14 protein-coding genes are annotated in these 15,265 nt (G+C 43.6%); 8 read left to right on the plus strand and 6 right to left on the minus strand.

What is annotated here, in order from left to right; genetic code table 11:
* Nucleotides 1-78 precede the first annotated feature (78 nt).
* Nucleotides 79-1,092 (plus strand): DUF2804 domain-containing protein, encoded by a 1,014-nt coding sequence (locus MSG35_RS07835; protein ID WP_248383605.1) that lies wholly within the window; start codon nt 79-81, stop codon nt 1,090-1,092.
* Between the two features lie 87 nt (nt 1,093-1,179).
* Nucleotides 1,180-2,028, plus strand: a complete 849-nt coding sequence (locus MSG35_RS07840) for a sterol desaturase family protein (protein ID WP_248383606.1) — start codon at nt 1,180-1,182, stop codon at nt 2,026-2,028.
* 129 nt (nt 2,029-2,157) lie between these two features.
* On the opposite strand, the gene MSG35_RS07845 is transcribed toward MSG35_RS07840, so the two are convergent.
* The 5 genes from MSG35_RS07845 to MSG35_RS07865 form a co-directional block, all read right to left on the minus strand.
* Entirely contained in the window at nt 2,158-2,982 is an 825-nt protein-coding gene (locus MSG35_RS07845; protein ID WP_248383607.1) for a hypothetical protein, read from the minus strand.
* A gap of 190 nt (nt 2,983-3,172) precedes the next feature.
* Nucleotides 3,173-5,611 carry a carboxypeptidase-like regulatory domain-containing protein gene (locus tag MSG35_RS07850; protein WP_248383608.1) on the minus strand — a complete coding sequence of 813 codons (2,439 nt, stop codon included), beginning with the start codon at nt 5,609-5,611 and terminating at the stop codon, nt 3,173-3,175.
* A 47-nt stretch (nt 5,612-5,658) separates the two neighbouring features.
* Nucleotides 5,659-6,369, minus strand: coding sequence for a molecular chaperone (locus MSG35_RS07855; RefSeq protein WP_248383609.1), 711 nt, complete (start codon nt 6,367-6,369; stop codon nt 5,659-5,661).
* Nucleotides 6,366-6,803 carry a DUF4402 domain-containing protein gene (locus MSG35_RS07860; protein WP_248383610.1) on the minus strand — a complete coding sequence of 146 codons (438 nt, stop codon included), beginning with the start codon at nt 6,801-6,803 and terminating at the stop codon, nt 6,366-6,368. Before MSG35_RS07860 ends, MSG35_RS07855 begins: the two co-directional genes overlap by 4 nt.
* A 52-nt stretch (nt 6,804-6,855) precedes the next feature.
* On the minus strand, nt 6,856-7,290 hold the full coding sequence (locus tag MSG35_RS07865) for a DUF4402 domain-containing protein (RefSeq protein WP_048611824.1): 435 nt from the start codon (nt 7,288-7,290) through the stop codon (nt 6,856-6,858).
* 1,038 nt (nt 7,291-8,328) lie between these two features.
* On the opposite strand from MSG35_RS07865, the gene sbcB reads away from it, so the two are divergent.
* From sbcB to purT, 5 genes are all read left to right on the plus strand, one after another.
* Entirely contained in the window at nt 8,329-9,753 is a 1,425-nt protein-coding gene (sbcB, locus tag MSG35_RS07870; protein WP_248383611.1) for an exodeoxyribonuclease I, read from the plus strand.
* Between the two features lie 25 nt (nt 9,754-9,778).
* The gene (locus tag MSG35_RS07875; RefSeq protein ID WP_004734867.1) at nt 9,779-10,150 is read left to right on the plus strand and encodes a CidA/LrgA family protein; all 372 of its coding nucleotides are present in this window, start codon (nt 9,779-9,781) and stop codon (nt 10,148-10,150) included.
* Between the two features lie 2 nt (nt 10,151-10,152).
* Nucleotides 10,153-10,830 (plus strand): LrgB family protein, encoded by a 678-nt coding sequence (locus tag MSG35_RS07880; RefSeq protein WP_017090893.1) that lies wholly within the window; start codon nt 10,153-10,155, stop codon nt 10,828-10,830.
* A gap of 285 nt (nt 10,831-11,115) precedes the next feature.
* On the plus strand, nt 11,116-12,003 hold the full coding sequence (gene cdd, locus MSG35_RS07885; RefSeq protein WP_248383612.1) for a cytidine deaminase: 888 nt from the start codon (nt 11,116-11,118) through the stop codon (nt 12,001-12,003).
* A gap of 167 nt (nt 12,004-12,170) precedes the next feature.
* Complete coding sequence (gene purT / locus MSG35_RS07890; RefSeq protein ID WP_017059132.1) at nt 12,171-13,346, plus strand: formate-dependent phosphoribosylglycinamide formyltransferase; 1,176 nt, start codon at nt 12,171-12,173, stop codon at nt 13,344-13,346.
* Between the two features lie 114 nt (nt 13,347-13,460).
* Here the strand turns inward: purT and MSG35_RS07895 are convergent, their stop codons facing one another.
* Nucleotides 13,461-14,114 (minus strand): thiopurine S-methyltransferase, encoded by a 654-nt coding sequence (locus MSG35_RS07895; RefSeq protein WP_248383613.1) that lies wholly within the window; start codon nt 14,112-14,114, stop codon nt 13,461-13,463.
* A 324-nt stretch (nt 14,115-14,438) separates the two neighbouring features.
* On the opposite strand from MSG35_RS07895, the gene MSG35_RS07900 reads away from it, so the two are divergent.
* Nucleotides 14,439-15,215: a RelA/SpoT domain-containing protein gene (locus MSG35_RS07900; RefSeq protein WP_017059130.1), complete on the plus strand. Its 777-nt coding sequence runs from the start codon at nt 14,439-14,441 to the stop codon at nt 15,213-15,215.
* The last annotated feature ends 50 nt before the right edge of the window (nt 15,216-15,265 follow it).

The following is a 15,265-nucleotide window of genomic DNA, read 5'->3' on the forward strand; positions in this document are numbered from 1 at the left end:
TGTCCGAATATGACCTCCCAATTCTACGCTACTCATTGCACAATGGCTTTAGTTGTTAAATTTATGTGAACTATCGCAATGATAAAAACGAATCTTGCTCCACACAGTTTGATTGATTCTAATGGTCAGCCGATCATTGGACATTTCGATGGCATCCCAAAGCACCTGAACATCGAGAACTTTGACTACCGAAACTCGATGGATGCAAAAGCAAACCTTTGGCAGAAGCACTTCCACTACAAGCAATTTCAATTTGTCAGCATCGTCACCGACACGCACATTATCGGCGTGGCAATCGCGGATATTCGCTACTTAGGCTCGGCATTTTGTTATCTGTACGATATTGAAAACAACCATCTAGAAGAGTCATCTTGGTTGAGGCCATTAGGGTTTGATAAACAAGTTACCGCTTCGCCATTTGACGGCACGACAAACATTGCAGGCCAAAGCATCATCTTTAATATTGAAGGCGGGCAATGGCAAGTTCGATTGAATACCAAACTCATCAAGGCCGATATCGCTTTAGAGCCTGAAACCGACAGCTTGCCCATGGCGATGTGCAGCCCAACGGGGTATTCAGGTTGGACTTACACCCAAAAGCACAATGCTTTGCGCATCAGCGGCGACATCCAAATCAAAGGAAAATCACTCGATCTCACTCAAGCTAGTGCCGGTTATGACTTTTCTGCGGGTTACATGAGGCGCGAGACCAGTTGGCGCTGGGCAAGTATAAACACGCAATCCAATGGCAGTGATATTGGCTTGAACCTCGCAGCAGGCGTCAATGAAACGGGAGGCTGCGAGAACGTATTATGGATCAATGGAACTCGGCACTTACTTAACCCGGTACAATTTGCGTTTAGTCGCCAAAACACGAATTTACCTTGGCACATAACATCACAAGATGGACGTATAAACCTGACCTTTACGCCCTTAAATAATCGCAGCGAAAAGCTCAATTTATGGCTGTTAAAAAGTAACTTTCGCCAGTTCGTTGGTTACTTTTCTGGCTCGGTTGAAGACAATAATGGAGTGACACATCAACTCGATGGTGTTCTTGGCCTAACTGAAGATCACTTTGCTCGCTGGTAGCGAAATTTTGCTGACTGAATCTCAGGCGACCAAATCTAAGTAAACTTGATACTAAGAACGCGCATGGCGTCACAACAAGGATAAAACATGAATATCGACGCATTAATCAATCACCCAGAATGGCTACTGCTGGTATTAGCGCCCTTGTTCGTGGTGTGCATGTTGGCTGAGTATTTTATCGGTCAGAAGCAAGGTCGATTGCCAGATAATTCCAGCTATAAACTTTCAGAAGTGATGTGCAATTTCACCCTGGCAGGAATGCATCAACTCTCCGATTTGCTCACCGGGTTATTGGTCGTGCAGCTGTATCTTTGGATGTTTGGTTGGCGCTTAATGGACATTGAAATGGGCGTGCTGAGCTTTGTTGTATTGATGGTGTTACAAGACTTTTTCTATTATTGGTTCCATAGAGCAAGTCATCGTGTTCGCTGGATGTGGGCAGCACACGTCGCGCACCATAGTTCAGAAAGCATGAACTTCAGTACGGCTTTCCGTCAAAGCTTAATGTACCCATTCGCAGGCATGTGGCTATTTTGGGTACCGCTCGTCATCATAGGCTTTGAACCTAAGTGGGTCATCTTTGTGGTGCTTCTCAATCTAGGTTTGCAGTTCTTCGTCCATACACAATGGATACGAAGCTTGGGGCCACTTGAATACATCTTTAATACCCCTTCGCATCATCGAGTACATCACGGCAAAAACCCGCAATACATCGATAAGAACTACGCCGGCGTTTTGATCATTTGGGATAAATTGTTTGGTACGTTCGAGCCTGAAATTGAAACCGTGCGTTACGGCGTCACCAAGCCTGTAAACAGTTTTAACCCGATAGTGGTCACCTTTCAAGAATGGAAGGCCATATTCAAAGATTTGAAGAACCGAGAGCTAACCATGAAGCAGAAAGTCCAGTTGATACTCTCACCTCCCTCGGATTAAACAGGAGGGAGTACCAGCTAACGAATCAAAAATATAACAATACCTTAAACACTTTGAATCGAACGTAGGTAACAAGGTCAAACATAATAGTCTCATTGCCTACGAAACATTGTAGCGAGTTAAACGTGGCTAAAAAGCAAACGAAACACCGAATTGCACTACGTTTTCTTCAAAATGGTCTGAGTCAAACGCCTTATTATTATGACGATATTCAACGTATGGTTGAAGATCAGTATCGGTATAAGTTAGTCGAGCCTCGTAATGAAGATTCGTATCATTGTCTTGAACTAAGCTCGATTCCAACTGTTTTTGAACAACATAATTATACGAAAATACGGCAACATGCCCTAACTCATAATTAAAGCCAGCATCTAATCGGGCAACTTGGCTATTTGCAGACGAGTGGTCGTATTCATGGTGATGGTCATTGTACATATAACCATCATGTCCAGAGATTGAAGTTTTACTGTTGCCGTAATCGTATCCAATACGACCATTCAATGTTAGCTCATGGTTGACTTGATAATCCGCACCGAAACGAGCACGAATCTCATTGCTGTCGTTGTAACCACCTTGAGCGTATGCACCGTATGCAAACAACCCTAATTCGTCAGTAGGCTTAAAATAATGACCAGCACCTATTTGGTAGAAATCATGAGCACCTGTTTCACCTTCCGCATAGAGAAATAAACCGGTTTCATCCATCCATACCGCTTCAATACCGTAAGATTGTTCTGTGTCTGAGCTACCATGACCATGATGCTCTTCATTAGCGACATACACATCAATCTGCGCTCCATTTGATATATCGACGTTGCCGTGAGCATGCACAGTAATCGGCGTAATCAGAGATGCAGCTAAAATAGCTAATGAGATTTTTGGTAGCCCATGTCTAACGATTGCAGTTTTCGAAGGGATGATTGTTTGATTGTTTCTATGGCTTAATACAGACATTGCATAACTCTTTTGTATGGGTAATGTGCGTATTATAGGGTTACTGTACTTATGAAAAAGAGCGTCAACTTAAGTTAAAACCTCAGTTTCATTTATGTATTAGCTCATTAATTCTATTTGCAGAGTCAGAATAGATAAGGAAATACTGTAGTTTAATTCGCGTGTGCTCAACCGAAGCTAACAGCAAAGATCAATACACCTTATGAAAATCGATGAGGTTGAATGTGAGGTCGCTTACCCAGAAATCTCCGTCCAAGTCGGCACCTTGCACGTATCGCTTGTCTCCCATTTCTAAAGTCACAATGTATTTGCCCGCTATCAACCCCTCTACCATGTAAAAGCCATCGCTCTCAATCTCGCTCGAATACTCGGTGCCTTTCTGGATATGTTTAAAGTGCAGATAAGCACTGTTTTCTAGGTCACCTTCTACCGTGCCATCGACGCCAAATGACACCACCATTTCGATATGAGCATGAGTTAGCCCGACTTGCTTAGTATTTACAAACACAGGGTTTTGAATCGGTGTCAGGTTAAGGTCGAGCGCCCCTTCATCAATATAGATAGGTAGATTATCTCGAGCTGGAACACTTGAGAATTCAAATCGGCCTTTTGCATCACTGACCGCTCGTTGGTCCAAGATTTGAAGGCTTACACCTGGTATGGGCTGTTTGTGGTGATCGTAAACAATGCCCGTCAGCTTAGAATGGTTGTATCGATTCCACTCAACAAACTCACCAATGCTTTCATCAAAGTAAGTCTTCGCGCCGAATTCGGTTGTCATCTCAACACCGTATCGGTCTTCGGTTCCTTCAAACTTAAAGAGTAAGTAAGGGTTCACACGAGCTTCTAAGGAAGCCGTAAACGAAACCTCTTGTTTTTGATAGCGAGCCGATACGTTGGTCGTGAGCTCTTGAAAAACCTCCAGAGGATCGAGCAGGCACTCTTTACACGCATTCCTTAAAGACAATTCCGTTCGTTCATGATGACCCGAGCCATCAACGGTTCCTGAGATATTCCACGACGTATCCGAAAAACCGCTTTTGGCCAAGCCAATAGTGTGTAGATAATCATCTTGGTGGGAAGCTTTGGTGTATCGATAATCACCGGCGTATGAGACAAACAGATTACGAGCCACTTTCGAGTTGAGCTTGGGTTCAACGCTCAATTCGTCGTCATAATCTCTTACCGTTAAAAAGGCCGTTAGATTGGCAAGCGACAAGTTATATTTGAAAACGTCGTACTCCATCGACTCTAAGTCCAATTCATCGGTTTTATTAAGCTCTATCGATGCCGACTGATCGCCGTCGATCAAAATATCAAACTCCATTGGAAAGCGATTGAACTCTGGTAACCAACCGATATGGCCCGCAAACCAGTGCGCTGGTAAGTATCGTCCTTGAAAACCAATCAGGTCTTTGCCATGTTGCCTCATAAAGGCGCTACCCACGGTGAAGTAATCGGCAAGCCCATACTCAAGCGACACTGCGCCCGCTCGGTCTGCGCCTTCATTACCGACCACTTGCACACCCCACTCGTTGCTTGGCAGAAATGCATCTTCGAGACCTGCAACGGTGATCTCTTCTTCCTGCCAGACACCTTTCGACAAGTAGTAGCGAAACTTAATGGTGTCACCGGGGGAAATATTGTCTTCTTCAACAACGAAGCGTCCAAACTCATCAGAGCGATAAGTGGTTTGATAGATGCCATTAACCAAAACATCGATGCTGATGTTAGGTTGAGTGGTTCGTTCGAGTTGAAGGTTGCCGAACTCTGTCTGTCGCTTTCGATTGGTGTAATAGAGCCCGTCTTCGAGGGTTTGATTCACAGTAAAGACGCTGCCATCTAATAACACATGGCCGACTTCCAAAGAGCCTTCACCTTCATGAGCTTCAACCGCAATGTTGTAATAAACGATGGGGTTATCTTCTCGTGAATCAATCGACAAGCGAGACAAGGAGTGTTCAGTGCTTAATATGGTGTCTGAGATTGCGTAAACATCACCGCCAGTTTCACTGTCGTGATAAACAGAAGCCGCTAACCGAGTCGCCAAACCCACAGCGGCAACAGGTTCGAAAGCTGGCGTGTTTTCAGCTCGCTTGAGATCCTCGGCCTTCTTACGTGATTCATTTTTCATCTTAGAAATAGCCGCTTCCAACTCAGTCAATGAGCTAAATTCTGGAGAAACGGTGAGCCGGTAATCATCAATATCCCAACGCACTTTAGCCGGGATACAAGCTTGTAAGCTGTACCAATGAATGAAAGTTTCTGAGTCGATGACTTGATATTTGATCGACTGGATATTGTTGTCATCGCGGTAGCAGATGGCTTGTTCAGTATCAACAATATACGGCGGAGATTCTCTGCCCGCATCTTGTGGCAAGTACAATTCGCAATATCCGCTTTCATCACACTGACCATTCATTTCGAGCAGATAAAAAGCGGCATTGGATATCGAAATGAAGGGTTCTTCGTAGTCATCCATCATGACACGATAAAAGCTATCCCCGACTTTCCCGACTCGAACTTCAACATGGGCTGGATAGAGCTCGCTCGCCTCACTTTCTTCTTCAGATTGTGAATACGCAGCAAAAGGAAACAATGAGGCGAGCAAAAAGAATCGCCAAAGCATGTAATTGAACACTAGCCTTTAAAGAGTCTGCGACAATGAAACGAGCACTACAGAACACATTCGTACAGAGGCTGTTCGTTCTGAACCAGTGAGATCTTCGACCCTTTTGGGAAAGGTTTAGTGAGTTCAGCATTACGAAGTAGCACCACTTTTTCACTATGCTCGTCGACATTCAATTTTGCAGTAAATTGAAAGTTACCGTCGTTACGAATCTTGATGCTTTGATTGTCACACGCAAACTTAACATCTTGTACCTGCTCACCTTTCTGAACATAAACAGGAACATAACTGTTGATGTGAAAGTTCAGTTGAAAAGCTGAACCATCACTGTTGGTTTTGCTTGAAGACAACGCAATGTCTGATAACTCGGCGGCTTTTGCTATTGGGGAAAACCACAAGTAAGCACGATATTCACCATCAGCCATGTCAGCAGGCAGAGCATTCATGCGTAAGCGAACCGTGCGTCTTTGATTGGGTTTAAGTTCACGAATTATTGGTGGTGACACTTTAATCCAACTCGCGATGTCTTCCGATTCAGCAATATTAGCGTCAGTTCTAACCAAGCCACTCGCCTTTACAGGGCGATAAATCGGTTTTATCTCCAAGCGAATCGGTTGATCTGAATTGTTTTCGACGACGATTTTTTCAGTCACCGAAGTGCCGGCATCCAAAACAAAACGAGTCGGTGCGATGAGTAACTGAGCATAGGCTTGTGTTGTGAAGATTAAGCCGAGAACACATGAGATAAACAACTTCATTTATAATTAACCTCAAAAGGGATTGTACTGGTGTAAAGGCCTGCTGGGTGGTTAGCGCCGATTTTCACTTTGGCACCAATACACAATAATTTGCTTCTTCCATTCCCTTTGATTTTGGCTCTACCACGCTTTGATAAGCCACAACCAAAATAAAACTTTCTAATACGCAGACGCTTGGATTTACGAGAATGATTTAGGTATTGCTTGGAAGGGAGAGAAACCACGATTTTTTTACCCGGCTCACCTTCAACATAAAAACGAACTACATAAACCTGACTATTGGCTGGGTTTGAATCCGCATTCTGACCCGATCCAGAGATATACATGCCTGGAAATTTCACTTCCATATTCTCAGGAATAATTTCTAGCGCATGAAAAGGGCTAGAATAAAAAATAAGACTGATATAAACCGTGTATTTTAATAGAACACTCATAATAAAGACGGCTGCTTTGCAACAGCCGTAATATTATACTGGTTTCATTTAATTATTGGTAAGTGACATCTACTGCAACGTTAGCAGTATATGTACCAGCAACTAATGTCGCACTTGAAGTACGTGCAGTGCCGCCAATATTAAGATCCGCAGTACCACCCGTAAGGGTAATAGCATTATTAAAGTCAAATTCAGCTGCAATCGTATTTACGCCATTCACCAAGTTAGTATCAGAAATACTGACTGTTACTGCATCACCAGACTCTCCAGAAAGAGTAAATGCCGCCGCTCCTGCATCGCCTTGAGCGATGACAACGTCCGTTGTGTTGTCTGAAGTGATGATACCGAAGTCAAGATCACTTGTTTTTGTCATTGTAATTGCTTGTTTTACTTCTAGTGTTGCATCAAAAGTGTCACTCACAGCGAAAACGTTCGCTGAAGAGATAGAAAGTGCAGATACAGCAACAACCTTAAAGACTTTGTTCATTTCTTTAATCCTTTATATAAAATCGGCTTTATTATTAGGGTTACCTAATAGTCAATCAAAGTTAACAATTAAGTAACAACAATCCTATTTAGAAAATATATATATTGACACTTATTTATAAAGAAATGAGGCGCAGTGAGAATAAGATCACGCAAATTGATATAAATAACACTAACGAAAATAATGGTATTAGAGTATTACTACCAATTAGATATAAAACTGGTTTTACATCTAATTCCTTTGTTTCTGTGTGTTATTTATATTTATAAAAACACCTCAACTTAAATAGTCCAAAAATAAGATAGAACATTCCCCCACTATTCTATTCAGATTCATCACTATATAGATCGACGTGTTGCAATATAGTCTCAAAAGTGAAACAAACTGATATCTACACAGTATTGCAATAAAAATGAAATATTAGAGTTTTCTTTATATCCAATTCAAACACGGATTATATAAAGTATTAAAAGTGAGACAGGTACAACTATCCAGTCAAATTAACCCCAACAATCATAAATACCGAAAATCAAGTCAAATCTAAGGAGATTGTATTATGAAAAACACCATCTTTGGACAGAGCCTAGACAGGTAAATGAAGCGGTTTAAACATCTGTGCTACGGATTAGACATTTGCGCTGCGGTTTAGACACAAGCACAGCGGATTAGCCTCAGGTACTGGTACTGGTACTGGTACCAGTACAGCAGATTAACCACCAGTCAAAAAACAACGAGATGTTTCTAAAAACACAGCTTTAGAGTAAAAGACAAACAAACTCATTCGCAGTCAACCTGAAACCCGACTCATCACCTTACAAAGGCTAAGGTAAGAAAAGAGGTAACTAGGCAGAATCGCGACTATGAAAAGCCACAATTGGTTTCAAAACCTTCCCCACTGACTCGATTGAATAGTAAAGCACCGTTTTCCGGCAATTTATTTGTGATCTGGGTTGCACGCGTACCGCATACTATCAGATACTGAACAAAACTAACCTTCAGCCACAGTAAACGTTCCGCGCTTGCTGTTCAGGAAATTCAATGAGTTCAGATAATCAGCCAACCTACTTCTTTTTCGATTACGAAACTTGGGGCGTTAGCCCAGCAAAAGACCGTCCGAGTCAGTTTGCAGGTGTTCGTACCGACCAAGATTTCAATGTTATTGGAGAGCCTCTGGTTATCTATTGCCAACCTCCTGCTGATTACCTCCCTGCACCTGAAGCTGCATTGATTACCCGTATCACGCCACAGAAAGCGGCTTCACAAGGTCTTCCTGAACCTGAGTTTATCGCTAAGATCCATGCTGAGTTAGCGAAACCTAACACCACAAGCCTTGGCTATAACAGTATTCGATTCGATGATGAAGTAACGCGTTACACCTGTTACCGAAACTTCATCGACCCATATGCATGGAGCTGGCAGAATGGCAACTCTCGTTGGGATTTATTAGATGTAATGCGCGCTGTTCACGCACTGCGCCCTGAAGGCATTGTTTGGCCAGAGAACGAAGAAGGTTACCCAAGCTTCAAACTGGAACACCTATCTGTGGCAAACGGCATTGAACACGAAAACGCGCACGATGCGATGGCCGATGTTATTGCGACCATCGAGTTAGCGAAGAAGCTGAAAGCTGCACAACCTAAGATGTTTGATTACCTTTACAACATGCGTCATAAGCGTAAGCTGAATGACCTGGTTGATATCGTAAACATGACACCATTGATGCACGTTTCTGGCATGTTTGGCCGTGACTGCAACTACACAAGTTGGATTGTGCCTATGGCTTGGCACCCAACCAATCAAAATGCCGTTATCGTGGTTGATTTAGCCAAAGATCCAAGCCCACTGTTAGAACTGGACGCTGGTGAACTCAGAGACAGACTCTACACCAAACGCAGTGAACTGGGTGAAGACGAGCTACCAGTACCAATCAAATTGGTTCAACTGAACAAGTGCCCTATTCTTGCTCCAGCCAAAACGCTGACGGCTGAAAATGCCGAAACCATCGGTATTGATCGCCAACAATGCTTGAAGAACTTGGCACTGCTGCGCGAACATCCAGAGATCCGCGAAAAACTGATCGGCCTGTACTCACAAGAACGCGAGTACGAAAAGAGTGATGATGTTGATACGCACCTTTACGACGGTTTCTTTTCACCTGCTGATAAAACAGCGATGAACATCATTCGCGAAACTGACCCGAACAACTTGGCAGCTTTAGATATCACCTTCAGTGACGAACGAATTAAACCGTTACTGTTCCGTTACCGTGCACGTAACTTCCCATGGACGCTCGACGAAGCTGAGCAATTGAAATGGGCGAACCATTGTCGTGAGTTTTATGAGTGCCGTTTAGAAGAGTACATGCTCAACCTTGAAAACCTCGCGCACGAACATGAAAGCGACGAAAAGAAAATGGCTATCTTGAAGGCGGTTTATCAGTACGTAGAAAAGTTAGCTAGTTAATTCCATTATCAAGAGACGTAACACTTTGAAAGAAAGATTGATCCAACTGGTTTACTGCTTAATCTCCTTCACCTTAATCATAGGTGCACTTACAGCAGGTAACGCGTTACAGCACTTTTTGGATACCTCAATCCCAGGCAGTATTTTTGGCATGTTGATTCTGTTTGCCGCCATGGTGATTGGTATTGTTCCTTCGCACTGGGTACAACCCGGTGCAAGCTTGATTATCCGCCTAATGATCTTACTGTTTGTTCCAATCAGTGTTGGGTTGATGGATCATTTCGACATGCTCATCGCGAACGCATTGCCAATTATGGCGAGCGCCGTTGGTGGTACATTACTGGTGTTGGTGTCCTTATCATGGTTCTTAGACCGCTTGCTTTCGAGAGGTAACTGATCATGTGGATTCTACTCACCATCGTGGTATTCCTATTTGCTCGCTGGGTAAGTCAAAAAGTAAACTCGCCGCTGTGTAACCCCCTGCTTATCAGCATTGGTATCATCATTCCGATTCTCACGTTCTTTAGAGTACCGTTTGAGACTTACTATGCTGACAACACTTGGATTACCTACATGCTACAGCCTGCGGTTGTTGCACTTGCTTACCCGCTTTATGAACAGCTACCTCAAATCAGAGCGAATTGGCGCATCATTACCTTTGCTTGCACGCTAGGCAGTGTGATGTCGATGACAACAACAGCATTAATAGCAGTGGCTTTTAAAGCGGACCTAACTTTGATTGCGAGTTTATTAGGTAAATCAGTCACCACACCAATTGCGATGGAAGTATCGAGCCATTTAGGTGGTGAAGCTGCGATTGCGGCAATACTGGTATTGATTGTTGGTTTGTTTGGGGCAATTTTTGCTTATCCAATCTACAATCTCATTGGTATTAAGAGCCCGATCGCCCGTGGTTTAACCATGGGTACCGTGTCTCACGCTTTAGGCACCGCGACTTGTGCGGAAAAGAATCAGGAAGATGCAGCATTCAGTTCTTTGGCTCTTGTGCTTTGTGGCGTCATTACCTCAATCATCGCACCGAGTATATTTTCGCTCGTGGTTTGGTTCTATTCTTAACCTAAACGATCACTACGCGATCCAGCCCAACCAGAATGCTGTTTATTACAGTGTCTGTTTGGGCTTTTTATTCGCATTTATTTAGCAATAGCAGTCAAGTCACGGTCTTTTACGAGCACTAAGTGCGATATCAGCGGATAAATGGCTCTTGTAATCGATTTCAAGTGTGACCTCACTCTAATTATGCAAACCAATGTAACAACAACAATTCAATAGTGATCTTTATCACAGAAAATTCCTGAGCAATGCATAAACTTAAAGCCTAAGGTCAATTAAGGATTCAACATGAACAGTCGTATTACCCTGGCGCTGGAAAGTGCTCCATCATCAATGAAAGCGCTTTTGAGTGACATCGTATTAGCAGACAACTTTGACGCGACATTGTCTCCAGAACAATTTGCTAGCCTACTGCAAGCAAGTGGTCTAGCGGATGACGAACTACGTATTGCGCTACTTCCTTTTGCCGCAGCGTATTCTTACGCTCCGTTATCTGACTTTTATGTTGGTGCAATCGTGCGTGGTTTGTCTGGTACTCTGTATTTTGGTGCAAACCTTGAAATCGCTGGTGCTCAACTTGGTCAAACCGTTCACGCTGAGCAATCTGCAATCAGTCACGCTTGGATGAAAGGCGAACTAGGTATCTCAGATATCACCATCAACTTCAGTCCTTGTGGTCACTGTCGTCAATTCATGAACGAACTGACAACAGCAAAAGAACTTAAAGTTCAGCTGCCACAACGTGATGAAATGTCTCTGCAAGAGTACCTACCAGACTCGTTCGGCCCTGCTGATTTAGGTGTGACAACTGGCCTAATGACAAAACTTGATCATAAGTACACGACCGAAGAAACAACGCCTATTGTTGTAGAAGCGCTAGCAGCACTAAACCGCAGTCATGCTCCTTACACCAAAAACCTAAGTGGTGTTTCATTACAACTCACGTCAGGTGAGATTTTCACGGGTGCTTACGCAGAAAATGCAGCGTTCAACCCGAGCCTACCTCCTCTGCAAGTCGCGTTAATTCAACTTAAACTGGCTGGCTTCGATTTCGAACAAATTGAAAGTGCTGCTTTGGTTGAAATCGCCGAAGGTAACATCAGTCACCTAGCGGATACGCAATCTACATTAGAAGCGATTAATCCCGACATTCCAGTGACTTACTTAGCAATCTAAGTACATCTGATTAACAAAAATTTAAATAAGCAGCCCTATTTAACAGGGCTGCTTTTTTTATGCCTGTAATTAACGCAACAACTTGCGCAAACGTTTGCTTTTATCATTGAAATAAGTATGATCACCCCGTTTTCAATCAATCGTTCAAAAGATCGGAAGGAATTTCTATGTTTGGTACTGCTACTCGTGAAAATGCTACTCGTGTACTTCTATTAGGTTCAGGTGAACTCGGCAAAGAAGTTGCTATCGAGTGCCAACGTTTAGGTTTAGAAGTTATTGCTTGTGACCGTTATGCAGACGCACCAGCGATGCAAGTTGCGCATCGTAGCCATGTATTAGACATGTTAGACGGCGATGCACTTCAAGCGATCATTGAACTAGAAAAGCCAGATTATGTGGTTCCTGAAATTGAAGCTATTGCCACCAGCAAACTGGTAGAGCTAGAAGCGCAAGGCTTAAATGTCGTTCCAACTGCGAATGCGACCAAGCTAACGATGAACCGCGAAGGTATCCGTCGTCTAGCTGCAGAAGAGTTGAAACTGAGCACTTCTCCTTACCGCTTTGCAGACACCTTTGAAGATTTCTCAGCCGCTGTTGAATTCGTGGGCATGCCTTGCGTTGTTAAGCCAGTAATGAGCTCTTCAGGTAAAGGTCAAAGCGTTATCAAAACAGAAGAAGACATTCAGAAGTCTTGGGACTACGCACAAGAAGGCGGTCGTACTGGCGCGGGCCGTGTAATCGTTGAAGGCTTCATCGACTTTGATTACGAAATTACGCTACTTACCGTTCGCGCAGTCGACGGTGTTCACTTCTGTGCGCCTATCGGTCACCGCCAAGAAGACGGTGATTACCGTGAATCATGGCAGCCACAAGTGATGTCAGACAACGCACTTAAAGCCGCGCAATACACGGCTGAACAAGTGGTTAACGCACTAGGTGGTCACGGCATCTTTGGTGTCGAGCTGTTTGTTAAAGGCGATCACGTTATCTTCAATGAAGTATCCCCTCGCCCACACGATACTGGCTTAGTGACATTGATGTCTCAAGACTCATCTGAATTCGCACTGCACGTACGAGCCTTTACTGGTATGCCGATCAAATCCATCACGCAATACGGCCCTTGTGCATCAGCGGTTATCCTTGGCCAAGGCACTTCAACCAACATTCGTTTTGAAGGTCTTACAGAGGCGCTAGACGCACCACAAACACAAGTTCGCCTGTTTGGTAAGCCTGATATCGATGGCCGCCGTCGTCTAGGTGTGGCGCTTACTCGTCGCAACAGCACTGAGACAGCGATTGAAGATGCAATTGAGAGCGCGTCAAAAGTAAAAGTGATTTACTAACCTGCTATTCAATTCTGAACAATCACGATTTCAAATCTGAACAATAAAAAAGACGGGCTATCGAGCCCGTCTTTTTGTTGGTGTTATCTGTTAGCTTAACTAAGCAGACTGAACTTAAGCGTCTGACTCAATCAAATACACTTCTTCACTGAATCGAGACAAGCCTTTCTTAGCAATCTTCGGATGTTCATCGTCCGCAATATCTTGACTCAACAACGTGATTTTGTATCCTGCGAACAACTGATCGATCTCTAGTTTAGGCACGCTAAACGGAGGCCCCGCCATCTCGCTTTGGTCATAATCTAGAGTCACCAGAAGGATCTTACCACCCGGTTTCAGCAGTTGTTTCAAACGCTCTACATACTGCACTCGCATCTCTTCAGGCAATGCGACTAAAGACGCGCGATCATAAATGGTATCGACAGGCTGGATTGGCGCTGTGAAGTAATCGCCTGTGTAGATGTTCAGTTCATCGAATTGGTAGAGCTCGTGCTGACCGCTAATTTGAGTCACAGTCGGCGTATAAAGGTGCTCTGCAAAAAATGCGCGAACCGCAATCTGGCTTAACTCGACACCTTGAACATCTTCATGCTTTGAAGCTAGCCAAATCAGATCTTCACTTTTGCCACAAAGTGGAACAAACACACTCTTCTCGTAGCTAGGCTCAGTCTTTTCCCAAAATTTAATCAGAAGTGGGTTTACATCTTCGAGGTGGAAACCAATTTGGTTGGCTGCCCATTTATTGTGCCAAAATTCAGGATTATTCATCTTTCGTTCATGTTAAACAGTCATAATGCAAGGGTACAGTATAGAGAGGTAAGAGCAACCTTAGCTTGGTTTAAAGTACCAAATTGGTTTCGATAAAATCAGAAGCTGGCTAAGTTCAAAGTTCTGATAATTGCGGAACTAACGCTTGGATTATTTGTCTATATCTTCACATTTTAAAGCAATATTAAACGTTAGAGTTGGTTTCTGTCTTAGCTAGCCCCATTTAATATGTAGTGAGTTTAGTTAAGCTGTTTTTACTCTTGTGCGTTACTGGTTACCCCTTTTGACTACCCGTTTTTTGTAACCTTGTATTTTGGAGTTTGAATGAGTGTATTTCTCCGTACGACGGCCCTAATGCTTCTAGTATTGAGCCGAGCGCCTGCATTCGCAGCAGCACCTGTTTCAACAAGTTCAACTGATCAAACGCGCACTCCTGCGCAAAACCAAGTATCTTCAAACGTATTCCGTCATAGTTTGAGCGGCCTTTACGGCATCAAAGCCTTCGACTCACGCCCGACTCAGCCTTACACCGACTTCGATATTCTGTACAGCAAAGCGCATCAAGGCCAAGCTGAACTAGAAACTATCTGTAAAAGTACTGCTCTACTCACCAATTCTGAAGCACTATTTGCTGGCGTTAAATCTCAAGCTCGTGCAGAAGAAAAAATCGCCCTTGAGCTTGATGGTGATGTGACAAAAATTACCGACTTAGCCCGTGCAACTATCATCGCGAACGATGTCGAGAGCTTGGTTGAAGTTTACGAAGCGTTAAGCCGTGAAGCAGACGTTGTTAAGCTGAAAAACAAGTTTAAATCACCAGCTGACTCTGGCTACCGTGACCTTAACTTGTTGGTTCGTTTACCTAAAACCAACATCATTGCAGAGGTTCAACTCCACTTAAAAGCGATTGCTGATGTGAAAAGTGGCCCTGAGCACGAGCTGTACGAAATTATCCAAGGTATTGAGCGTCACGCAATTGCAGAACATCGCCCAATCAACGATATCGAAGCGGCACAAATTAATAGCCTAAGACGCCAATCTTTAGAGCTTTATCAACAAGCATGGCAACCATACATCACAACGCACATTAAAGCGGCTTAATCACTGATTAAGCAATTATCATAAACAAGAACGACAAAGGGCTGCATAAT

The sequence above is a fragment of the Vibrio sp. 1CM23M genome (assembly GCF_023161755.1).
Classification (GTDB): Bacteria; Pseudomonadota; Gammaproteobacteria; order Enterobacterales; family Vibrionaceae; genus Vibrio; species Vibrio coralliirubri.

What these genes read in the sequence shown, in the direction of transcription:
- MSG35_RS07840 (WP_248383606.1), top strand. Translation starts at nt 1,180, where the DNA reads ATGAATATCGACGCATTAATCAATCACCCAGAATGGCTACTGCTGGTA.
- MSG35_RS07860 (WP_248383610.1), bottom strand. Translation starts at nt 6,803, where the DNA reads ATGAGTGTTCTATTAAAATACACGGTTTATATCAGTCTTATTTTTTAT.
- MSG35_RS07900 (WP_017059130.1), top strand. Translation starts at nt 14,439, where the DNA reads ATGAGTGTATTTCTCCGTACGACGGCCCTAATGCTTCTAGTATTGAGC.
- MSG35_RS07845 (WP_248383607.1), bottom strand. Translation starts at nt 2,982, where the DNA reads ATGTCTGTATTAAGCCATAGAAACAATCAAACAATCATCCCTTCGAAA.
- MSG35_RS07855 (WP_248383609.1), bottom strand. Translation starts at nt 6,369, where the DNA reads ATGAAGTTGTTTATCTCATGTGTTCTCGGCTTAATCTTCACAACACAA.
- MSG35_RS07850 (WP_248383608.1), bottom strand. Translation starts at nt 5,611, where the DNA reads ATGCTTTGGCGATTCTTTTTGCTCGCCTCATTGTTTCCTTTTGCTGCG.
- cdd (WP_248383612.1), top strand. Translation starts at nt 11,116, where the DNA reads ATGAACAGTCGTATTACCCTGGCGCTGGAAAGTGCTCCATCATCAATG.
- sbcB (WP_248383611.1), top strand. Translation starts at nt 8,329, where the DNA reads ATGAGTTCAGATAATCAGCCAACCTACTTCTTTTTCGATTACGAAACT.
- purT (WP_017059132.1), top strand. Translation starts at nt 12,171, where the DNA reads ATGTTTGGTACTGCTACTCGTGAAAATGCTACTCGTGTACTTCTATTA.
- MSG35_RS07835 (WP_248383605.1), top strand. Translation starts at nt 79, where the DNA reads ATGATAAAAACGAATCTTGCTCCACACAGTTTGATTGATTCTAATGGT.
- MSG35_RS07895 (WP_248383613.1), bottom strand. Translation starts at nt 14,114, where the DNA reads ATGAATAATCCTGAATTTTGGCACAATAAATGGGCAGCCAACCAAATT.
- MSG35_RS07865 (WP_048611824.1), bottom strand. Translation starts at nt 7,290, where the DNA reads ATGAACAAAGTCTTTAAGGTTGTTGCTGTATCTGCACTTTCTATCTCT.
- MSG35_RS07880 (WP_017090893.1), top strand. Translation starts at nt 10,153, where the DNA reads ATGTGGATTCTACTCACCATCGTGGTATTCCTATTTGCTCGCTGGGTA.